Here is a 22,551-nt window from a genome sequence, read left to right as displayed (position 1 = left end):
AATATAAAAAATATTTAAAAATACTGTATCATTTTAATCTAAAAGATATATTCATAATATCAAAAGATTAAAAATCACTCATTTTATTATTATATAAATTCTTAAACAAGATTTTATAGTAATAATTAAAAAAAAAAAATAAATGAGTAAATTTACTCACTCATTTATTTAATCATTAATAAGATTTTCCAAATACTACTTTTTTATATGATTTATTACCTGTATATATACATTTACCTTTAATTTTTTTATTTATTATACATCTAATAGTAGCTTTAGTATCATTTTTAATATTTAATTCAGTACTTTTTTTATTGTCCCAATTAGATATAATAAAACCTCCTTTTTTTTTAATAATTTTTTTAAAAGTTTTATAATTATTAATTATAAAAATATTTTGTTTCATTTTATTTTTAGCTATTTTATATATATTTTTTTGTATTTTATTTAAAATATTTGAAATTTTTTTGTATAATTTATTATTTATTTTATAATAATATTTTTTAAAATTATCTCTTCTAGTAATTTCTATATTATTTTTTTTAATTTCTTTTTTACCAATAGTTATTCTTATAGGTACCCCTATTTTTTCATATTTATAAAATTTATTACCTGGAGTTTTATATAAATTATTATCATATTTTATATTAAATTTTTTTAAAATTATTTTTAGTTTTTTTACAAAAATATTAATTTTTTTAATATATTTTTTTTTTTTAATAATAGGTATAATAACTATATGAATAGGAGCAATTTTAGGTGGTAATATTAATCCATTTTTATCTGAATGAATCATTATTATGGCACCTATTAATCTAGTAGATACACCCCATGAAGTAGACCATACATATTTTTTAATACCTTTTTTATTAGTAAAAGTAACATTAAAAGCTTTTGAAAAATTTTTAGCTAAAAAATGTATAGTTGCTAATTGTAAACATTTACCATTATTTGTTAAAGATTCAAATGAATATGTATATTCTGCACCAGAAAATTTTTGATAATTACTTTTTAGACCAGAAATGTATGGAATAGATAAATAATTTTTTATTAATTTTTTATATAATATTTTTATTTTATTTATTTCTTTTATAGCTTCTTTTTTATTTTTATGTGCTGTATGTCCTTCTTGTAAAAAAAATTCAGAATTTCTTATAAATATTTTATTTTTTAATTCTAATCTAACTACATTTGACCATTGATTAATTAATATTGGTAAATCTCTATATGATTGTATCCATTTTTTATAGGTATTCCATATTATAGTTTCAGAAGTTGGTCTAATTATTAATTCTTCTTTTAATTTAGAAGAAGGATCAACAATAATTTTATTATTTTTAATTAAAAATTTTGAATGAGTAACTATTGCACATTCTTTAGAAAAATTTTTTATATGATTACTTTCAGTAAAAAATAATTTTTTAGGTATTAATAAAGGAAAATAAACATTTTGATGTTTAGTTTTTATTAACATTTTATTTAAAATATTTTTTATATTTTCCCATATTTTATAACCATATGGTCTAAGTATCATAAAACCTTTAATATTAGAAAAATCAGCTAATTTAGATTTTAATATTAATTTTATATATTCTTTATTATTCATTTTATTTATAAAAAATAATTTTATTTATAATAAAAATGAAAACTATTAAAAATTATGCAAAAAAAAATATATTAATATATAATTCTTTAACTAATAAAAAAGAAAAATTTATTCCTATTGAATATAATAAAATTGGAATGTATGTATGTGGTCCTACAATATATAATTATATTCATTTAGGTAATTGTAGAACATTTATATTTTTTGATATGTTATACAGATATTTTAAACATTTAAATTTTAAAGTAAAATATATTAGAAATATAACTGATATTACTCATTTAGAATTAAAATTAAATTGTGTAAATAATCAAATGGAAATTATACAAAAATATTTATTAAATTTTTATTTTATTTTAAAAAAATTTAATATTTTATCACCTAATATAGAACCTAGAAGTACTGGACATATAATTGAACAAATTATAAATATTAAAAAAATTTTAAATAAAAAATTTGCTTATATAAATAAGGGATCAATTTATTTTGATATAAATTATTATAATAAAATATTTGGAAATTATGGTAATATATTAAATAATATAGACCTTAATAAAGAAGTAAATTTAAATAATAAATTTATTGAAGAAAAAAAAAATTATTATGATTTTGCAATATGGAAAAAATCAAATTATGGTATGAATTGGGAATCTCCATGGGGAAAAGGTAAGCCAGGATGGCATATTGGTTGTTCAACAATGAGTAATAAATATTTAGGAAATTATTTTGATATTCATGGAGGTGGAATAGATTTAAAATTTCCACATCATGAATGTGAAATAACACAATCTAATATAATTAATAATAACAATTACAATTTAGCTAAATATTGGATACATACTAATATGTTAACTATTAATAATAAAAAAATGAGTAAATCATTAAATAATTTTATAATACCTAATGATATTATTAATGGAAAATTAAATATTACTAATTATAAAAAAATAAATCCAATTATTATTAGATTATATTTTTTACAAACTCACTATAGAAAAATAATTAATATATCTAATAAATCATTAATTAATACTGAAAAAAATTATAAAATTTTATTAAATATTTTAAAAAAAATAAAAAAAATTAAACCAAAATTAAAAACCTCATCAAATATAAATATTAATAATATATACAAAATATTTTATTTATCAATAAATGATGATTTTAATATTCCTTTATTAATTTATAATTTATTTAAAATTAATAATATTATAGATAAATGTATTAATAAAGAATTAAATATAAATTTTAATGATATAAATAAATTATATAATTTAATAAAAATATTTTTAATTGATATTTTAGGATTAAAATTTAAAAAAAAAAGAAAAATAAATTTTAAAAAAATTATAAATAAAATTTATGAAATAAGAAATGAAATGAGAAAAAAAAAAAATTATTATTTTTCTGATAAATTAAGAAATATATTAAATAATTTTTTATGTATAAAAGATAATAAAATTTAATTTTTAATTATTATATTTAAACCATCTCTAATTGGTATAATAATACTATTGATATTTTTATATTTTTTTATAGTTTTATTAAATTTATTAATTGATTTTGTAATATTATCATTATTATATATTATTTTTCCTTTCCATAATACATTATCACAAATAATAATACCATTTTTTTTTACTTTATTAAAAATTAATTTAAAATAATTTAAATTATTTTTTTTATCAGCATCTATAAATACAATATCAAAATTATATTTTAATTTAGGTATAACATTTAAAGCATTACCATATAATATTTTTATATTTTTATTATATTTAGTTTTTTTAAAATTTTCTTTTGCATAATCTATATATTTTTTATTTTTTTCTATTGTTATTAATAAACCATTTTTTTTTAAACCTTCTGATAAACATAATGTAGAATAACCTAAAAAAGTACCTATTTCTAAAATATATTTTGGTTTTTTAAGTCTTGATATTAAACTTAAAAATCTACCTTGTAAATTATCAGACATCATTTTTATATCTTTTTTGTTATAATAATTTTTTTTTATATTTTTTAAATAAACAGGTTCGAAATTTTTTATTAAATAATTTATATATTTATATATTTTATTATTTATTATCATTATAAATGAAAATAATAATATAATTATATTAATATATATGTATTTAATAGGAAAAATAAAAGATATTTTTGATATTCAAATATTTAAAAATAATTTTAAAAAAAAAAGTATAATTTTAGAAACTGAAGAATTATATCCACAAAAAATTTTAATAGATTTTATACAAGATAAAATAGATTTATTAAATTTTATAAAAATTAAGGATAAAGTAAAAATTTATATAAATATTAGAGGTAAAGAATGGGTAAATAAAGAAGGTATAACTAAATATATTAATTCTATACAAGGTTGGAAAATAGAAAGATATAATGAATATAATAATAAAAAAATATAATAATGAATAATTAAAATTTTTATTAATGTTAAATAAAATAAATAACATTGGTATTATAACTTCTGGGGGTGATTCCCCGGGAATGAATGCAGCTATAAAATCAATTGTTAATTATTCTATTAACAATAATATTAATTGTTATGGTATTAAATATGGATATGATGGTTTAATTAATGGTAATATTAAAAAATTATCTAATAAAAGTGTTTATAATATTATAGGACAAGGAGGTTCAATTTTAGGAACTGGAAGATCAATAAAATTTAAAACTATTTTAGGAAGAAAAAAAGCATTTGAAAATATAAAAAAAAATAATTTAGATGCTTTAATTATTATTGGAGGTAATGGTACATTTACCGGAGCAATAAAATTTAACAAAGAATATAATTTTCCAATAATTGGAATTCCTGGAACTATTGATAATGATATAAATGGTACTGATATTACTATTGGTTATGACACTTCTTTAAATACTATTATACAAATAATAGAAAAAATTAAAGATACTGCTATAACAAATAATAGAATATTTATTATAGAAGTAATGGGGAAAGGATTGGGATTTTTAGCATTTAATAGTGGAATATCTATAGGTGCTTTAGATATTTTAATACCTAATAATAATAAATATGATTTAAAAAATCTTTATAAGATTTTAAATAAATGGAATAAATATAATTCTAATATTATTATAGTAGCAGAAAATAAAAATATTGGAGAATCTGAAATTATATATAAATTAATTAAAAAAAAATTTAATAATTTAGAATTTAGATTTAATATATTAGGTCATATTCAAAGATGTGGATCACCAACATGTATTGATAGAATTTTAGCTATTAGATTAGGAATAGAATCTATAAAAAATTTAATTAATTTAAAATATAATTTTGTAATAGGAATAAAAAATAATAAAATTACATATATACCATTTAAGAAAGCTATTAAAAATAAAAAATTAGTGATAGATAAGATATAATCTTATATCTTATCATCTTCACCTAAATATGATTTTAATAGATTACACATTTTCTCTTTTCTTAATTGTTTTAAAGCCTTAATTTGAATTTGTCTTACTCTTTCTCTAGTTAAATTAAATAATTTAGAAATTTCTTCAAAAGTCATTTGTTTATTTCCAAATAAGCCACAATTTAATATTATTATCATTTGTTCTCTTTTAGATAAATTATTAAAACATTTTTTAATATCATTATTAAATGATTCTTTAGAAATTTTCTTGTCAGGTTTAGGAAAATCTTTAGAAACAATTATATCATATAAATTAATACCTTCACCTTCTATTAAAGGTGCATCTAATGAAATAGGTTTACTAGAATATTTTAATACATTTTCAACTTCTTTTACATTAACTGATAAATAATTAGCTATTTCTTTTGTATTAGGAGTTTTTTGTAATTTTTGTTCTAAAATTAAATATGCTTTATTAATTTTATTTAAAAAAGCTATTTTATTTGTAGGTGATCTTACACATTTTGAATAATCAGCTATAGCTTGTAAAATACTTTGTCTTATCCACCATACAGCATAAGATATAAATTTATATCCTCTATTAACATCAAATCTAATAGCAGCTTTTATTAAACCTAAATTACCTTCATTAATTAAATCTAATAAACTTAATCCTTGATTTTGATATTGTTTAGCTACAGAAACTACAAATCTTAAATTAGATTTTATTAATAGTTTTAATGATTGTTTATATATTTTATTATTTATATCATAATATTTAATTATATTAGTTATTTTTCTTTCTTGTTTAGAATTTAATAAAGGAATTTTACTAATTTCTTTTAAATATTTATTTAAAGTTTCAGATTCGTCTTTATTAATTTTTAATTTTTTCATTATTTAATGATAATTTTATTTTACCAGTATTTATATCTATTCCTAAATATTTAACTTTTATAATATCCCCTATATTAATATTTAAATTAATATATGGCAATAATCCTTCTACACCTTTTGATAATTCTATAAATACTCCAAAACGTTTTATACTTATTACTTTACCTTTATATATATTTCCAATTTTAGGAATAAAAATTATATTTTTAATTATTTTAATAGCTTTATCAATATTGTTTTTTTTACCAAATATTTCAATTATACCTTGATTATTTTTTTCTGTAATTATTATATTAGTATCTGTACTTGATTGTATTTCTTGTATTGTTTTACCTCCACTACCTATTATTATTCTTATATATTGTTTAGGTATTTTTATTAAAGTTAATATTGGAGCTGTAGATTTAATATTATTTTTAGGTTTAGATAAAATATTATTCATTATATTTAATATATTTAAAATTCCTTTTTTAGAATGTTTTAAAATTTTTTTTAATATATTAATATTACAAATCTTTATATTTTTTATATCCATTTGACAAGCAGTTATACCTTTTATAGATCTAGTTATTTTTAAATCCATATCTCCATAATGATCTTCTTCACCTAAAATATCATATAATATTTTTATTTTTTTTTTATAATTAATTAATCCCATAGAAATACCAGCTACTGGATTATTTATTTTTATACCTGCATCCATTAATGCTAAAGAAGCTGCACATACAGTTGCCATAGATGATGAACCATTAGATTCTAATATATCAGAAACTATTCTAATAGTATATGGATTATTAAGTGGAATTATATTTTTTAAAGCTTTTTTAGCTAATGTACCATGTCCTATTTCTCTTCTAGAAATACCAGTTATTAATTTTACTTCACCAGTAGAGAAAGGATGAAAATTATAATGTAAATAAAATTTTTCATTATATTCTATTACTACATTATCTATTTTATTAACATCTAATGAAGAACCTAAAGTAACAGTAGATAATGATTGAGTTTCACCTCTTGTAAAAATTGCTGAACCATGTACTCCAGGTAAATAATTAATTATTCCCCATATATTTCTTATATCTTTTGGTTGTCTTCCATCTAATCTTATATTTTCATTAATTATTAATTTTCTTATTATTTTTTTTTTAAAATAATTAAAATATTTTTTAATATAATCCTCATTGTTGAAATCTAATAAATATATTATTTTTTTTAATAAATTTTTGAATTTTTTATTTCTATCTTTTTTTCTTTTATAGTTTTTAATTATTTTATATATTTGGTGATATATTAAATATTTTATTTTTTTTTTTAATATTAAATTATTTAATTTTAACTTAAAAATTTTTATTTTTTTAATATTAATATATTTTTTAACTTTTTTAAAAAATTTTATTTGTAAATTTATTAGTTTTATTATTGCTTTATGAGAATACTCAATAATCTTAATAAAATCCTTATTAGTTATTTCTTTCATTTCCCCATCAATCATAATTATTGAATTTAAAGATCCACCTATAATTAAATTTATATCTGATTCTTTTATTTGATTTATATTTGGATTAATAATTAATTTGTTGTTAATTCTTGCTAATCTTATTTGAGATACTGGACCTTTAAAAGGTATTCCAGATATTAATAATGCTGCTGATGAAGCTAAACCAACTAATCCATCTGGTAATACTTTATAGTCATATGATAATAATGTTATTATTATTTGAATTTCGTTAATTAATTCTTTAGGTAAAAAAGGTCTTATAAGTCTATCCACTATTCTCATTGTTAATATTTCTTGATCTGATGGTTTTCCTTCTCTTTTTATAAAACCACCTGGTATTTTACCTACTGCAAAATATTTTTCTCTATAATCAATAGTTAAAGGAATAAAATTACAATTATGTTTAATTTCTTTTCCAAAAACTACAGTAGATAATAATATAGTATTACCTATTCTTAATAGAACCGAACCATCCGATTGAGTGGCTATTATACCTGTTTCTAATATTATTTTTTTACCTAATAAAATTTTTTCTTGTATAAACATTTTATTATTTTAATTATTCATAATATAAATTTATTATATCTTTAATCCTAGTTTAAATAATATTTCTTCATTAATTTTTGATGGGCTATTTAACATTATATCTTTATTATAATAATTTTTAGGAAATGGTATAATATCTTTAATATCTTGTTTATTTAATAATAATAATATTAATCTATCAATTCCTATTCCTATTCCTCCATGAGGAGGTGTACCATATTCTAAAGCATTTAAAAAAAACTCAAAATTATGATTAATATCATTAATATTAAAATTTAATAAATAAAATATTTTTTCTTGTAATTTTTTATTATTTATTCTAATTGAACCACTTCCAATTTCTATACCATTTATAATTAAATCATAAGCTTTTGATAATGATTTATAAGACAATTTATTAATTTTTTTAGGTGATGTGAATGGATGATGAAAAGAATAATATTTTTTATTATTTATATCATATTTAAATAAAGGATAATCGATTATCCATATTGGAATTAATATATTTTTTTTATATTTTGAATTAAAAAGTAATTTATTAATTTTATTAAAAAATTTATTACAATTTATATTATTATTTTTATGTAATAATATTATTAATATATCATATTCAGAAAAAAACTTTTTTTCAATAATATTTTTTATAATATTATTATTTTTAAATAAATTATTATTTTTAAATAAATTATTATTATCAAAAATAAATATTTTTTTGTTTTTAATTTTTATTATATTTATTATATCTTTTATTTTTACATTTTTTATATTTAAAAAATTAGGTAATATAAAACTTAATATATTATAATTATTATATTTTTTATTAATTATATTTTTATTAATTTTTATTTTATATATTTTATTAGTTAAATCAGGTTTATCAGTATTATAATATTTAATTGCTTTATTATATTTAATTATTTTGAAATTTATTATATTTTGATTATAAAATTTTTTAATTAAATATTTTATTAATTTTTCAATAATATTAAATATATATTTACTTTTATTAATAAAAGACATTTCTATATCTAATTGTAAAAATTCAGGTTGTCTATCTTTTCTTAAATCTTCATCTCTAAAACATTTTACAATTTGAAAATATTTATCGATACCACCAATCATTAATAATTGTTTAAATATCTGTGGTGATTGAGGTAAAGAATAAAATAATCCTTTATAATTTCTTGAAGGTATAATAAATTCTCTTGCTCCTTCTGGAGTACTTTTTACTAACAAAGGTGTTTCTAACTCAATAAAATTATTTTTTAAAAAAAAAAATCTAATTTTATTTATTATAGTTGATTTAATAATAAAATTATTTTTTATTTCTTCTCTACGAATATCTAAATATCTATATTTTAATCTTATTTTTTTACTTACTTTAGGATTATTTTCAATATTAAAAGGTAATATTTTTGATTTATTTATTAAAGTAATTTTTTTAACTTTTACTTCTATTTCACCAGTAGATAATAATAAATTTTTTTTTATTCTTTCATTAACTATACCTTTTACTTTTATTATAAATTCATTATTTATTTTAAATAAAATATATTTTTTATTTATAAATAATTGAGTTATTCCATAAAAATCTCTTAAATCAATAAAATAATATTTACTAAATTTTCTAATATTTTGTACCCATCCTGATAATATTACTTTTTTATTTATATATTTTATATTTAATTCTCCACAATTATGTGTTCTATACATTTACTTTAATTTATATTTTTTTTATTTATATTAATATAAAATAATATTAATATGGTAGACGTAGCTCAATAGGTTAGAGCATCAGATTGTGGTTCTGAAGGTTGCTGGTTCAATTCCAGTCGTCTACCCTTTAAAAGATAAAATATTTTTTTATTATTTATAGAAATAAAATAATTTTTACATCTAAAGAGTTTAAATAATAAATATTTTATATTTTTATAATTAAATTTTTTATTTTTACATAAAAAAAATATATTTAATTTATATAAATTAATTATTTTATTTTGTTTAAATAATAAAAAAATAATATTAAAATAATTAAAAATATTTTTTTTATTTAAAAAATATGGTATTGAATAAATTAATAAATATTTTTTTTTTAATTTAATGTTAAAATATTTACTAATTTTATTATTTAATATATTTTTTGTTTTAATATTAAAAGGAATTTTAAATTTTATAGGAAATAATAATAATTGTTTATAATTTATTTTAATATTTAAATTAAAATAATAATTATATAATATTTTTTCTTTAGCTTTTTTAATATTAAAAATTAATGATTTATTATTAATAATTAAAATTACATAATTATTATTTATTTTAAATATTTTTATTTTTTTTTTATTAAAATTAAAAAAAAAATAATTTATATAATTAATTTCTTTATTAGAATATAATTTATTATTTGTTATTTTTGATTTTTTTGAAAATAACAAATTAATTTTTTTTTTATTAATAAAATAATTGTTATTAATAAAATATTTTAAAAAATTTATAATTATTTTATTAATTTTAATATTTGATTTAAATATTACTTTAGTTTTATCTGAATTAATATTAAAATTAATAAATTTATTATTTATATAAATAAAAAATAAAAAATTTATTTTTTTTTTATTAATATATTTTAATAAATAATTCTTTATTATTTTATAATATTTATTATTATTAATAAATTTATTATTTACATAAATATATTTATTATTTTTAGTTTTAGAAAAAAATAAAAAAAAATTTAATTTTAAATATTTATATTTTTTTTTATAAGTTAAAATTTTTTTATTTAAAAATATATTATATATTCTATCTAATTTAGAAGATTTTTTAAAATAAAAAATTAATTTATTATTATGATATAATTTAAAATTTATTTTATTATTACCTATTATTAATTTATATATTTCATATTTAATTTTATTATATTCTTCTTTATTAGATAATAAAAATTTTTTTTTATTAGGAGTATTAAAAAATATATTATTAATTGAAAAACTACTACCAGTGTTACAATAATAAGGAATTTTTTTTATAAGTTTTCCATATTCTATTATAAGTTTTAATCCAATTTTATTATTTTTTGATTTAGTTATAATCTCCATAATAGAAATATTAGAAATACAATATAATGCATTACCTCTAAATCCTATACTATTAATATTTAATAAATCTTTTTCTTTTTTAATTTTTGAAGTAGTACCTTTTAAATAACTTATAATAGCATCTTTATAAGACATACCACATCCATCATCTTTAACTGTTATATTATTTACATAATTATCTATATATATATATATATTTTTAGCTTTTGCATCTATTGAATTTTCAATTAATTCTTTTATAATTGATGAATAATTTTTTATTGTTTCATCAGATAATATTTTTTTAATAATGTTTTCAGGTAAAATATTAATTTTCATTTTTTAATTTTAATTTTAATTTTTTACCTTTTTTTATCATTAATTTATAAGCATTTTTATAATTATTTATAATTTTACCTTTAATAATATTATTCTTTATATATTTTTTAATTATACCTATTTTTTTACTAGGTTTAATATCAAAAGTATTTAATATATCATTACCATTTATAGGTATTTTAATATTATTAATATTTTCTTTTTTTTTTATTTTTTTTATTCTTTTAAATAATTTATTTATTTTATGTATAAGTTTTTTTTTTTTAATTTTATTATTAGTAGTAATATCCGAATAACATAATTTAATTATATCTTTTACTTCACCTATTTCATAAATAAATTTTTTAATTGTTGATTTTTTAACATTTTTTTTAGATAAACTAATTGGTTTAGAACTATATTTTATTATTTTTTGTACATATTTCATATTATTTTTCATTGGTAATTTTAATTTATGAAATATATAAGGAATCATATTAGAACCTATAATCTCATGACAATTAAATGTCCAACCTTTATTGGTTATAAATTTTTTACATACTGGTTTACCTATATCATGTAATAAAGCGGCCCATTTTAACCATATATTATTAGTTTTTATATTATCAATTACTTTTAAAGAATGAATAAAATTATCTTTATATGAATAACCATTTATAATATTATTACCTTTAAAAGAAATAAATTCAGGTAATATAAAATATAAAAAACCAAATTTAAACATTAATTTTAATCCTATTGAAGGTTTTTTAGTAAGAAGTATTTTATTAAATTCTTGTATAATTCTTTCTATTGAAATTATTCTTATTCTATCTATATTATTTTTAATAGCTTTTTTAGTATTTTTATCAATTTTAAAATTTAATTGACAAGAAAATCTAATTGCTCTTATCATTCTTAAAGGATCATCATTAAAAGTTATATTAGGATCGATTGGAGTTTTAATTATTTTTTTTTTAAAATCATTTAAACCATTAAATGGATCTATTATTTTCCCATAATTTTTTTTATTTAAACTTATAGCTATAGAGTTAATAGTAAAATCTCTTCTATATTGATCATCTTTTATAGAATTTAAAATTTTTATATATGGTTTATTATTGTAAATATTATAATATTCTTTTCTAGTACTTACAAATTCTATATTATAATTATTATATTTTACAATAGCTGTTTTATATCTTTTAAAAAAAAAAATATTATTTGAAAATATTTTTTTAGCAAATAACTTAGCTAATTTTATACTATTTCCAGTAGTTACAATATCTATATCTAAAGATTTTTTTTTAAATAAAAAATAATTTCTTACATATCCACCAATTAAATAAGTATTATAGTTTAATTTTTCACTTATATAGGATATATAAATAAATATTTTATTGTTTATCATATATATTATGATATTACCTATTATATTATATAAAAATAAAATATTAAGAAAAAAGAATAAAAATATTAGACTTAAAAAAAATTTAAATAAAATTATAAAGAATATGTTTGAAACTATGTATTATTATAAAGGTATAGGATTATCAGCACCTCAAATAGGTAAAAATATTAATTTATTTATAATAAGTATAAATAATAAAAAAATGATATTTATTAATTCTAAAATTATAAAATATAGTAAAAAAAAAATAATTAGTAATGAAGGATGTTTAAGTATACCTAATTTTTATGCTAATATAAAAAGAAATAAATTAATTAAAGTAGAATATTATGATAATAAATGGGAAAAACATAATAAAATATTTAAAAATAATCTATCAATTATTTATCAACATGAATATGATCATATTAAAGGGAAATTAATTATAGATTATTTAAATTAATTATTTTATTATTAATAAATAAAATAAAATAAAATGGATTTACTTAAAAAAATTCAAAATAATTGGATAAAAAAATTTTCTTATCCTTTTATAATTGCTGGTCCATGTAGTGCAGAAAACGAAAAACAAATTATTAATATAACTAAAACATTAAATAAATCATATGTAGAAGTTTTAAGAGCAGGTATTTGGAAACCTAGAACTAAACCTGGTATGTTTGAAGGTAATGGGGAAGAAGGTTTAAAATGGTTGGTAAAAGCTAAAAAATTATATAATATATTATTAGCTACTGAAGTTGCTAACAAAGAACATGTTAAATTAGCATTAAAATATAATATAGATATTTTATGGATAGGAGCAAGAAGTACTTGTAATCCGTTTACAATTCAAGAAATTTCAGATAGTTTAAAAAATAGTAATAAAATAATTTTAATTAAAAATCCTCTAAATTTAGATATTGATTTATGGAAAGGAGCAATTGAAAGATTAATAAGAAATAATATAAATAATATAGGTATTATTCATAGAGGATTTACAATATATAAAAATTATAAATACAGAAATCAACCATGTTGGTTAGAAGTATTAAAATTTAAAGAAAAATATCCTAATATTCCTCTTATATGTGATCCTTCACATATTGCTGGTAATTCTAAATATATATATGAAATTTCTAAAAAAGCTATAAATTATGGTTATGATGGTTTAATGATTGAAAGTCATGAAAATCCTAAAGAAGCTTTAAGTGATGCACAACAACAAATAACTCCTAACCAATTAACTGAAATATTAAGTAAAATTTTATTAAAAAAACCTATTATTAAAAAATATTTAAATTATTTAGATATATATAGAACTAATATTAATGAAATAGATGAAAATATTTTACATTTATTAAAAAATAGATTTTTATCATCTTATGAAATAGGTAAAATTAAAAATAAATATAAAATAGATATTTTACAAAAAAATATAATGTTAAAACAAAAAGAAAATTATAAAAATATAAGTCAAAAATTAAATTTAAATGAAATATTTATACAAAAAATATTTGATAAAATACATAAAGAATCTATAAAATTGCAATTAAAAATTAAATAACTTTTTTTTAAAAGTTATTTAATTCATTTTATGATCACGACAGGATTTGAACCTGTGACCGACTGCTTAGAAGGCAGTTGCTCTATCCATCTGAGCTACGTGACCATATCGGAGTGACAAGATTTGAACTTGTGATCTCCTGGTCCCAAACCAGGCGCGATAATCCAGACTACGCTACACCCCGTACGGAGAGTATGGGATTTGAACCCATGTAGCAAAAATACTGACAGTTTAGCAAACTGTTCCGTTAAACCACTCCGGCAACTCTCCATTTATATATAAATATAAATATTTTATTCTATATTAATAAGAGAAAAGAAAATATTTTGAGGTAAGTCAATTTTACCTATTTTACGCATTTTTTGTTTACCTATTTTTTGTTTATTTAATAATTTCATTTTTCTTGATATATCTCCTCCATAACATTTTGAAGTGACATCTTTTCTAAAAGGTGATATATCTTCTCTTACAATAATTTTATTATATATATAAGCTTGTATAGGAATTTTAAATTGTTTTTTAGGAATTAATTCTTTTAATTGTTTACATAATTTTTTAGCTTTTATAAAAGCTTTATCAATATGAGCAAAAAAAGAAAAACCATCAATTAGAATATAATTAATATATATATCTACTTTAACAATATTAGATTGTTTATATCCTATAAATTTATAAATTATTGAAGAAAATCCTTTAGTAATAGATTTTAATTGATTATAAAAATCATATATAATTTCTGAGTATGGAATATAAAATTTTAATTTGATTCTATTTAAGGATTTATATATTTGATTTTTAAAAATACCTCTTTTATTTATACAATAAGATAAAATTTTACCTATATATTTACTATATGTTAATATTGTAATTTTTATATATGGTTCTTCAATATAAGAAATATCATTTTTATTAGGTAAATCTAATGGATTATTAATAAATTTTTTATTTTTATTTTTTAATATTATTTTATATTTTACATTAGGTATTGTAGTAATAATTTTAATATTATATTCTCTTAATATTCTTTCTTTAATTATTTCAAAATGTAAAATACCTAAAAATCCACATCTAAAACCAAAACCAAAAGAATTTGAAAAATCTTTAGAATAAGAAAATGAATAATCATTTAATTTTAATTTTTTAATAGCCTTTTCTAAATTTTTGTAATCTTTGTTATCTATAGGGTAAATACTAAGAAATACCATTTGTTTAAAGTTATTTATTTTTATTATTGATTTAGTTTTTATATCATGACTAGAAACTATAGTATCTCCAATATTTATATCTTCTAAATTTTTAGTTTTATATATAAAATATCCTACATTTCCAGCATATATTTTATTATTATTATTATTATTTTGTAATAATCCTAAATTATCAATTTTTATAATTTTTTTATTAGATAAAAATTTTATTTCATCATTAATTTTTAAAATACCGTTAAATATTCTAAAATATACTTTTATACCTTTATAATTATCATAATATGAATCAATAATAAAAGCTTTTAATGGTAATTTAATATTTCCATTAGGTGAAGGTATTTTTTCAATTATAATTTTTATTAATTTTTCTATTCCTATACCTTTTTTAGCACTTATATGTACTATATCTTTATCTGAACATTTTAATAATTTTTTTACATCTTTTATTACATTATCATAATTTATATTTAAATCAATTTTATTTAAAACTGGAATAATACATTTATTTTTTTTAATTGCAAAATTAAAATTAGATATAGTTTGAGCTTGAATATTTTTTGATATATCTATTAATAATAAAGCACCTTCACAAGCTAATATTGATTTATATACTTCATATGAAAAATCAACATGACCAGGAGTATCAATTAAATTTAAAGTATATATATTATTTTTATATTTATATTTAATTTGTACTATATGATTTTTTATTGTAATACCTTTTTCTATTTCTAACTCCATGTTATCTAATAATTTTTTTTTATTATTTTTAATAGTTTTGGTAAATTTTAATATTCTATAAGCTAAAGTACTTTTTCCATGATCAATATGTGCAATTATACAAAAATTTCTTATTAATTTCATATATTTATTTTATATGTTTGAAAATTATATAATTAATAAAATAAAAACAATAAAAGATAAAAATAAAATATATTATTTTTTTATTAAAATAGGTAAAAAATTACCTTATTATCCTAAAAAATATAAAATTAATAAATATTTAGTTAAAAATTGTATTACTAATGTATGGTTATATTTTAAATATAAAAAAAATAAATTATTATTTATTGGTAAATCAGATTCTAATATTATTAATGGTATTATATTTTTAATTTTAAAAATTTTTAATAACAAATCTCCTTTAGAAATAATTAAATATAAAATTAAATTTATTGATAAAATTAATTTAATTGAATTATTATCTTATACTAGATATAATGGTACTCTAAATATTATTAATGAAATTAAAAATATTGCATATAAATGCAATAATTAAATTAAATTAATTATTGCATGCTTACATCATTCCTCCAGTATTAGGCATTTGAGGTAAATCTTCTTTATCTTTTTTTATTTCTGTTATTACACATTCAGTAGTTAAAAACATACCTGCAACAGAAGAAGCATTTTCTAATGCTACTCTAGTTACTTTAGTAGGATCAATAATTCCTGAAGCAAAAAGATTTTTATATTGTCCTATTTTTGCATCATAGCCAAAATCTTCTTTTCCTTCTAATACTTTAGCTACTACTACTGAACCTTCTTCACCTGAATTAGCTACTATTTGTCTTAAAGGTTCTTGTAAAGCTCTTTTTATTATTTTTATACTAGTTTTTTCTTCATTATTATCTACTTTTAATTTATCTAATACTTTTATAGAACGTAATAATGCTACACCACCTCCTACTACTATTCCTTCTTCTACTGCTGCTCTAGTTGCATTTAAAGCATCTTCTACTCTATCTTTTTTTTCTTTCATTTCTACTTCTGAAGCAGCTCCTACATATAATACTGCTATTCCACCTGAAAGTTTTGCTAAACGTTCTTGTAATTTTTCTTTATCATATTCAGATGTACTTGTTTTTATTTGTAATTTTATTTGTTTTACTCTTTCTTCTATTTTATTTTTATTTCCTAAACCATTTACTATAATAGTATTTTCTTTTTCTATAGTAGCTTTTTCGCATTTACCTAAATAATGTTTTTTAAAATTTTCTAATTTATTACCCTTTTCTTCTGATATTACTGTTCCTCCTGTTAATATTGCTATATCTTCTAACATTTCTTTTTTTCTATCTCCAAAACCTGGTGCTTTAACCGCTACTACTTTTAATGCACCTCTTATTTTATTTACTACAAGAGTTGCTAATGCTTCCCCTTCTACTTCTTCTGATATTATTAATAATTGTTTAGTTGATTGAGAAATAAATTCTAAAATTGGTATTATATCTTTCATAGAGTGAATTTTTTTATCACATAATAAAATGTATGGATTCTCTAATTCAGCAATCATTTTTTCAGTATTAGTTACAAAATAAGGTGATTGATATCCTCTATCAATTTGCATACCTTCTACTACTTCTACTGTAGTTTCTATTCCTTTTGCTTCTTCTACTGTTATTACTCCATTATTTCCTACTCTTTCAAAAGCTTTTGCTATTAATTTCCCTATTTCTTTATCATTATTAGCTGATATTGAAGCTACTTGTTTAATTTTTTCATTTCCTACTTTTTTAGATATTTTTTTTAAATTTTTTATTACTTCTTTTACTGCTTTATCAATTCCTCTTTTTAAATCTATAGGATTAGCACCAGCTGCTACATTTTTTAATCCTTCTCTAATAATTGATTGAGCTAATAAAGTAGCTGTTGTAGTTCCATCACCTGCTACATCATTAGTGTTAGAAGCTACTTCTTTTACCATTTGAGCCCCTAAATTTTCTATTGGATCTTCTAATTCTATTTCTTTAGCTACTGTTACTCCATCCTTAGTTACTTGTGGTCCTCCAAAAGATTTTTGTAATACTACATTTCTACCCTTTGGACCTAAAGTAATTTTTACAGCATTAGCTAATATATCTACCCCTTTTTTTAATTTATCTCTTGCATCAAATTTTATATCTTTTGACATAATTTTATTATTTTATTATTGCTAATATATCATTTTCATGCATTATAATATATTTTTTATCATTAATTTTTAACTCTGTACCAGAATATTTTACATATAATACTTTATCCCCTTTTTTAACAGTCATATTATAATTTTTTTTTCCTGGTCCTACTGCATATACTATTCCTTCTTGTTGTTTTTCTTTTGCAATATCAGGTATAATAATACCTGAAGATGTTTTATTTTCTACTGGAAAAGGATCTATTATAACAAGATCATTTAAAGGTTTTATCATACAATTAAATATAATTAAATATTTAATTAAATATTTAATTAAATACCTATTAATGTAGCAGAAGTATTATTAATAATTTTAACATTTACTAAATCTCCTATATTATAGTTTTTTTTAGGAAAAACTATAATAGAATTTTGTGAATTTCTTCCATACCAATAATTTTTATTTTTTTTTGATATTCCTTCTATTAATACTTCTTGTATAGTATTAATATATTTTTTTAATCTATAAAATGAATGTTTTCTTTGTAATTTTATTATTTCTTTTAATCTATATTTTTTAATATTTATAGGTACATTATCTTTAAATTTTTTATATGCGTAAGTACCTTTTCTATGTGAATAACAAAACATATATCCAAAATCAAATTTTACATATTTCATTAAATTTAATGTATCTATATGATCCTTATTAGTTTCACTACAAAATCCAGTAATTATATCATATGATAATGAACAATCAGGAATAATATTTTTTATTTTATCTACTAAATTTATATATTCTAATCTAGTATATTTTCTTTTCATTAATTTTAAAATTCTATTACTACCTGATTGAAAAGGTAAATGTATATATTTACATATATTATTATATTTTTTTATTATTTTTATAACATCTATTGACATATCCTGAGGATTAGAAGTTGAAAATCTTATTCTCATATTAGGTAATGATTTAGCTATCATTTCTAATAAATTTGTAAAATTAATTGATTTTTTTTTATTTATAATATTTTTTTTTATAAATGATTTTTCATTCCATAAATATGAATTTACATTTTGACCTAATAATATTACTTCTTTATACCCTAAATCATATAATTTTTTACATTCATTTAATATACTTATTGGACTTTTGTTTTTTTCTCTTCCTCTTGTAAATGGTACTACACAAAATGTACATATATTATCACAACCTCTTGAAATAGTTACAAATGATGATACTTTATTATTACTATATAATTTATTAGGTATTATATCATTATAATTTTCATCATTAGATAAAATTACATTATAAGAATATCTATTATCATTTAATGATTTTATTATATTAGGTAATAGTCTATATTTATCAGGTCCTATTATAAAATTTAACAGTTTTTTTTTAAAAAAATATTTATAATCAATCCTATTAGCCATACACCCAATTAATCCTAATATTTTATTTTTTTTAATAGAATTTAAAAATAATAATCTATTATAGATTGTTTTTTCAGCTTTTTCTCTTATAGCACATGTATTAATTAATATTAAATCTGCTTTATATATATTTTCTACATATATAAAATTATTATTTGTTAAAATTGTTATAATAATTTCATTATCATATATATTCATTTGACATCCATAACTTTCTATATAGAAATATTTAATCATATTATTTTTATTAAATAATTATAATTATTATCTACTATTTTTTTTAATTCATATACAAATAATTTTATATCTAAAATACTATTATAAATACTATAAGATATTCTTATAGATGTAGTATTATTTAATTCTTTTTTATTTAATATATTTTTTAATACATGTGATTTATTTGTTATATTACATGAACTACCTTTAGATATCATTATTCCTTTTAAATCTAACTTTATATGTAATAAATCATCTTTAATAGGTAATCTTATATTTAAAATATAAAATGAACTTTTTTTAAAATTATTTGATAATCCATTGAATTTAATATTATCAATATTTTTTTTTAATAAATTTATACATTTTTTTTTTAATTTTTTTATCTTTTTTTTATCTTTATTATAATTTTTATTATTTATTTCTAATGCTTTATATAATGATAAAATACTATATATATTTTCTGTTCCAGCTCTTATTCCTTTTTCTTGTAATCCACCAATAATAAATTTATTTAAATTTATTTCTTTTTTAATATAAATAAATCCTATTCCAAAAGGTCCATAAAATTTATGTGCACTAGCAGTTAAAAAATCACATAATATTTTTTTTAAATTTATTTTAAAATGACCAATAAATTGTACACAATCAGAATGAAAATAAGCATTATATTTTTTACAAATTTCACCTATTTTATTAATATTATTTATATTACCTATTTCATTATTTACATACATTATACTTACTAAAGTATTATTATTTTTTTTTAATATTTTTTTTAATTGTTTTAAATCTAAATTACCTTTATTATCATTATTTAAATAAAATATTTTTATTTTTTTTTTAATTTCTAATATTGTATTTAATACTGATAAATGTTCTAATTTTGATGATATTATATTTTTAATTTTAAAAGTTTCTATTACTGATTTAATTATTAAATTATTCCCTTCTGTTCCCCCAGAAGTAAAATATATTTCTGATGGATTACAATTAATAATTTTTGATATTTTTTCTCTTGATATTTCTATACATGATTTTGATTTTCTTCCAAAATAATGAAATGAAGAAGGATTAGAAAAATATTTATAATCTAAATTTTTTTTATAAAAATTAATTACTTCATTTCTCATTCTACAATTAGATGCACTATCTAAATAAATTAATTTATTTATCATTATTATTATTTCCTGGATATCTTGGATAAGGTATTACATCTCTTATATTTTTCATACCTGTAATTAATTGTACTAATCTATCAAATCCTACTCCAAATCCACTATGTTGTATATTTCCTAATTTTCTTATATTTAAATACCAATTTATTTTTTTAATATTTATTTTTTTTTCTTTTATACTTTTTAATAATTTTTTATATGAATATTCTCTTTCTGAACCACCTATTATTTCCCCGATATAAGGAAATAATATATCAAACGACTTAGTTGTTAAATTATCTTTATTAATTCTCATATAAAAAGGTTTTATTGTTTTTGGCCAATTATATATTATTAATGGTATTTTTTTTTTAAATATTTTTTTAAATAATATTTTTTCATTATTTGAATTTATATCATCCCCCCATGAAATTTTATTAATTTTATTTAATATTTTTATTATTTTATTATAACTTATTTTTATAAATTTATTTTTATAAATATTTTTTAAATATTTAATAATTTTTTTATTATTATAATTTTCTAAAAATAATAATTCCTCTTTACAATTTTTTAATATTTTTTTTATTAAATATTTAATAAAATTTTCTGATAATTTTATTATTTTTTTTAAATTATAAAACATTATTTCTGGTTCTATCATCCAAAATTCAGATAAATGTTTATTAGTATTTGAATTTTCTGCTCTGAATACAGGACCAAATGTATATACTTTACGTAACCCTAACATAGCACTTTCAGCTTCTAATTGTCCTGATACTGTTAAATTAGCTTTATCACCAAAAAAATCTTTTTTATAATATTTATTATGTATATCTAAAGTAGTTACTTTAAACATATTGCCTACTCCTTCAGTATCATTATAAGTTATAATAGGAGTATGTATATAATAAAAATTTTTTTTATTAAAATAATTATGTGTTAATATAGATAAATTATGTCTTATTCTCATAATTGTAGAAAATATTTTAGTTCTAAATCTTAAATATTTTTGTTTTCTTAATTTATGTAAATTATGAAATTTATTTTGTAAAATACTATTATTAAAAAATTTTTTATCTATATTACCATATTTTTTTATATATAATGGTATAATTTCAATATTATTATTAAATAATATTAATTTTCCAAATACTTTTAACGTTATTCCAATATTTATATTTTTAATTTTTTTTTTTAAAACAATTTGTATATTATTAATAGTAGAACCATCATTAATATCTAAAAATAAATTATTTCTAAAATATTTTACCCAACCTTTTATCCAAATTTTTTTATTTATTAATTTATTTTTATTTTTTATAATATATTTTATAGTCATATTTAAA

General features: G+C 16.8%; 18 protein-coding genes, 4 tRNA genes and 1 pseudogene. 7 read left to right on the top strand and 16 right to left on the bottom strand.

The window, feature by feature from the left end:
• Window positions 1-175 precede the first annotated feature (175 nt).
• Entirely contained in the window at window positions 176-1,606 is a 1,431-nt protein-coding gene (gene proS / locus N2591_RS00640) for a proline--tRNA ligase (RefSeq protein WP_318165877.1), read from the bottom strand.
• Between the two features lie 35 nt (window positions 1,607-1,641).
• On the opposite strand from proS, the gene cysS reads away from it, so the two are divergent.
• Window positions 1,642-3,072, top strand: coding sequence for a cysteine--tRNA ligase (gene cysS, locus N2591_RS00635; protein WP_318165876.1), 1,431 nt, complete (start codon window positions 1,642-1,644; stop codon window positions 3,070-3,072).
• Here the strand turns inward: cysS and N2591_RS00630 are convergent.
• Window positions 3,069-3,698: an O-methyltransferase gene (locus N2591_RS00630; RefSeq protein ID WP_318165875.1), complete on the bottom strand. Its 630-nt coding sequence runs from the start codon at window positions 3,696-3,698 to the stop codon at window positions 3,069-3,071. The genes cysS and N2591_RS00630 overlap by 4 nt on opposite strands.
• A 37-nt stretch (window positions 3,699-3,735) precedes the next feature.
• Between N2591_RS00630 and N2591_RS00625 the strand changes: the two genes are divergently transcribed.
• Complete coding sequence (locus tag N2591_RS00625) at window positions 3,736-4,032, top strand: DUF3127 domain-containing protein (protein WP_318165874.1); 297 nt, start codon at window positions 3,736-3,738, stop codon at window positions 4,030-4,032.
• Window positions 4,033-4,057: 25 nt separating this feature from the next.
• Complete coding sequence (locus N2591_RS00620) at window positions 4,058-5,011, top strand: ATP-dependent 6-phosphofructokinase (RefSeq protein ID WP_318165873.1); 954 nt, start codon at window positions 4,058-4,060, stop codon at window positions 5,009-5,011.
• Between the two features lie 2 nt (window positions 5,012-5,013).
• On the opposite strand, the gene N2591_RS00615 is transcribed toward N2591_RS00620, so the two are convergent.
• Genes N2591_RS00615 through aspS form a run of 3 tightly spaced genes read right to left on the bottom strand, consistent with a single transcriptional unit; the run spans window position 5,014 to window position 9,655 of the window.
• Window positions 5,014-5,898, bottom strand: coding sequence for a sigma-70 family RNA polymerase sigma factor (locus tag N2591_RS00615; RefSeq protein WP_318165872.1), 885 nt, complete (start codon window positions 5,896-5,898; stop codon window positions 5,014-5,016).
• Window positions 5,879-7,942 carry a polyribonucleotide nucleotidyltransferase gene (locus tag N2591_RS00610; RefSeq protein WP_318165871.1) on the bottom strand — a complete coding sequence of 688 codons (2,064 nt, stop codon included), beginning with the start codon at window positions 7,940-7,942 and terminating at the stop codon, window positions 5,879-5,881. The genes N2591_RS00615 and N2591_RS00610 overlap by 20 nt, the downstream gene beginning before the upstream one ends.
• A 33-nt stretch (window positions 7,943-7,975) precedes the next feature.
• Complete coding sequence (aspS, locus tag N2591_RS00605; protein ID WP_318165870.1) at window positions 7,976-9,655, bottom strand: aspartate--tRNA ligase; 1,680 nt, start codon at window positions 9,653-9,655, stop codon at window positions 7,976-7,978.
• Between the two features lie 54 nt (window positions 9,656-9,709).
• On the opposite strand from aspS, the gene N2591_RS00600 reads away from it, so the two are divergent.
• Window positions 9,710-9,783, top strand: a tRNA-His gene (locus N2591_RS00600).
• Window positions 9,784-10,404: 621 nt separating this feature from the next.
• Here the strand turns inward: N2591_RS00600 and mutL are convergent.
• A pseudogene (mutL, locus tag N2591_RS00885) lies at window positions 10,405-11,355 on the bottom strand (DNA mismatch repair endonuclease MutL); the annotation flags it as partial.
• Window positions 11,345-12,745: a CCA tRNA nucleotidyltransferase gene (locus N2591_RS00595; protein WP_318165869.1), complete on the bottom strand. Its 1,401-nt coding sequence runs from the start codon at window positions 12,743-12,745 to the stop codon at window positions 11,345-11,347. The pseudogene mutL and the gene N2591_RS00595, both read right to left, overlap by 11 nt.
• Window positions 12,746-12,752: 7 nt before the next feature.
• Here N2591_RS00595 and def point away from each other — a divergent pair, with 7 nt between their 5' ends.
• Both def and N2591_RS00585 read left to right on the top strand, forming a co-directional pair.
• Entirely contained in the window at window positions 12,753-13,187 is a 435-nt protein-coding gene (gene def, locus N2591_RS00590) for a peptide deformylase (RefSeq protein WP_318165868.1), read from the top strand.
• 33 nt (window positions 13,188-13,220) lie between these two features.
• Window positions 13,221-14,288, top strand: coding sequence for a chorismate mutase (locus tag N2591_RS00585; protein ID WP_318165867.1), 1,068 nt, complete (start codon window positions 13,221-13,223; stop codon window positions 14,286-14,288).
• 31 nt (window positions 14,289-14,319) lie between these two features.
• Here N2591_RS00585 and N2591_RS00580 read toward each other — a convergent pair.
• The 4 genes from N2591_RS00580 to lepA all read right to left on the bottom strand — a co-directional run bounded on the left by N2591_RS00580 (window position 14,320) and on the right by lepA (window position 16,357).
• Window positions 14,320-14,393, bottom strand: a tRNA-Arg gene (locus N2591_RS00580).
• Window positions 14,394-14,396: 3 nt separating this feature from the next.
• A tRNA-Pro gene (locus N2591_RS00575) sits at window positions 14,397-14,472 on the bottom strand.
• A 2-nt stretch (window positions 14,473-14,474) separates the two neighbouring features.
• Window positions 14,475-14,558: transfer RNA gene (locus tag N2591_RS00570), tRNA-Ser, on the bottom strand.
• A gap of 23 nt (window positions 14,559-14,581) precedes the next feature.
• Complete coding sequence (lepA, locus tag N2591_RS00565; protein ID WP_318165866.1) at window positions 14,582-16,357, bottom strand: translation elongation factor 4; 1,776 nt, start codon at window positions 16,355-16,357, stop codon at window positions 14,582-14,584.
• A gap of 13 nt (window positions 16,358-16,370) precedes the next feature.
• Here lepA and N2591_RS00560 point away from each other — a divergent pair, with 13 nt between their 5' ends.
• A complete protein-coding gene (locus N2591_RS00560; RefSeq protein WP_318165865.1) occupies window positions 16,371-16,772 on the top strand; it encodes a SufE family protein in 402 nt (133 codons plus the stop codon).
• A 21-nt stretch (window positions 16,773-16,793) separates the two neighbouring features.
• Here N2591_RS00560 and groL read toward each other — a convergent pair whose 3' ends face one another.
• Genes groL through asnS form a run of 5 tightly spaced genes read right to left on the bottom strand, consistent with a single transcriptional unit; the run spans window position 16,794 to window position 22,544 of the window.
• Entirely contained in the window at window positions 16,794-18,407 is a 1,614-nt protein-coding gene (gene groL, locus N2591_RS00555; RefSeq protein ID WP_318165864.1) for a chaperonin GroEL, read from the bottom strand.
• Window positions 18,408-18,414: 7 nt separating this feature from the next.
• A complete protein-coding gene (locus N2591_RS00550; protein ID WP_318165863.1) occupies window positions 18,415-18,684 on the bottom strand; it encodes a co-chaperone GroES in 270 nt (89 codons plus the stop codon).
• A gap of 38 nt (window positions 18,685-18,722) precedes the next feature.
• On the bottom strand, window positions 18,723-20,063 hold the full coding sequence (miaB, locus tag N2591_RS00545) for a tRNA (N6-isopentenyl adenosine(37)-C2)-methylthiotransferase MiaB (RefSeq protein ID WP_318165862.1): 1,341 nt from the start codon (window positions 20,061-20,063) through the stop codon (window positions 18,723-18,725).
• Window positions 20,060-21,223, bottom strand: a complete 1,164-nt coding sequence (locus N2591_RS00540; protein WP_318165861.1) for a cysteine desulfurase family protein — start codon at window positions 21,221-21,223, stop codon at window positions 20,060-20,062. Before N2591_RS00540 ends, miaB begins: the two co-directional genes overlap by 4 nt.
• Entirely contained in the window at window positions 21,213-22,544 is a 1,332-nt protein-coding gene (gene asnS / locus N2591_RS00535; protein ID WP_318165860.1) for an asparagine--tRNA ligase, read from the bottom strand. The genes N2591_RS00540 and asnS overlap by 11 nt, the downstream gene beginning before the upstream one ends.
• Window positions 22,545-22,551: the final 7 nt, after the last annotated feature.

This window comes from Candidatus Shikimatogenerans bostrichidophilus (genome assembly GCF_033370915.1).
In the GTDB taxonomy this organism is placed as follows: Bacteria; Bacteroidota; Bacteroidia; order Flavobacteriales; family Blattabacteriaceae; genus Shikimatogenerans; species Shikimatogenerans bostrichidophilus_M.
The sequence above is the reverse complement of the archived record's forward strand: the minus strand, read 5'-3'. Positions and strand labels throughout refer to the sequence as shown.

Coding starts and splice junctions, on each gene's coding strand:
- proS (WP_318165877.1), bottom strand. CDS start 1,606: ATGAATAATAAAGAATATATAAAATTAATATTAAAATCTAAATTAGCT.
- cysS (WP_318165876.1), top strand. CDS start 1,642: ATGAAAACTATTAAAAATTATGCAAAAAAAAATATATTAATATATAAT.
- N2591_RS00630 (WP_318165875.1), bottom strand. CDS start 3,698: ATGATAATAAATAATAAAATATATAAATATATAAATTATTTAATAAAA.
- N2591_RS00625 (WP_318165874.1), top strand. CDS start 3,736: ATGTATTTAATAGGAAAAATAAAAGATATTTTTGATATTCAAATATTT.
- N2591_RS00620 (WP_318165873.1), top strand. CDS start 4,058: ATGTTAAATAAAATAAATAACATTGGTATTATAACTTCTGGGGGTGAT.
- N2591_RS00615 (WP_318165872.1), bottom strand. CDS start 5,898: ATGAAAAAATTAAAAATTAATAAAGACGAATCTGAAACTTTAAATAAA.
- N2591_RS00610 (WP_318165871.1), bottom strand. CDS start 7,942: ATGTTTATACAAGAAAAAATTTTATTAGGTAAAAAAATAATATTAGAA.
- aspS (WP_318165870.1), bottom strand. CDS start 9,655: ATGTATAGAACACATAATTGTGGAGAATTAAATATAAAATATATAAAT.
- N2591_RS00595 (WP_318165869.1), bottom strand. CDS start 12,745: ATGATAAACAATAAAATATTTATTTATATATCCTATATAAGTGAAAAA.
- def (WP_318165868.1), top strand. CDS start 12,753: ATGATATTACCTATTATATTATATAAAAATAAAATATTAAGAAAAAAG.
- N2591_RS00585 (WP_318165867.1), top strand. CDS start 13,221: ATGGATTTACTTAAAAAAATTCAAAATAATTGGATAAAAAAATTTTCT.
- lepA (WP_318165866.1), bottom strand. CDS start 16,357: ATGAAATTAATAAGAAATTTTTGTATAATTGCACATATTGATCATGGA.
- N2591_RS00560 (WP_318165865.1), top strand. CDS start 16,371: ATGTTTGAAAATTATATAATTAATAAAATAAAAACAATAAAAGATAAA.
- groL (WP_318165864.1), bottom strand. CDS start 18,407: ATGTCAAAAGATATAAAATTTGATGCAAGAGATAAATTAAAAAAAGGG.
- N2591_RS00550 (WP_318165863.1), bottom strand. CDS start 18,684: ATGATAAAACCTTTAAATGATCTTGTTATAATAGATCCTTTTCCAGTA.
- miaB (WP_318165862.1), bottom strand. CDS start 20,063: ATGATTAAATATTTCTATATAGAAAGTTATGGATGTCAAATGAATATA.
- N2591_RS00540 (WP_318165861.1), bottom strand. CDS start 21,223: ATGATAAATAAATTAATTTATTTAGATAGTGCATCTAATTGTAGAATG.
- asnS (WP_318165860.1), bottom strand. CDS start 22,544: ATGACTATAAAATATATTATAAAAAATAAAAATAAATTAATAAATAAA.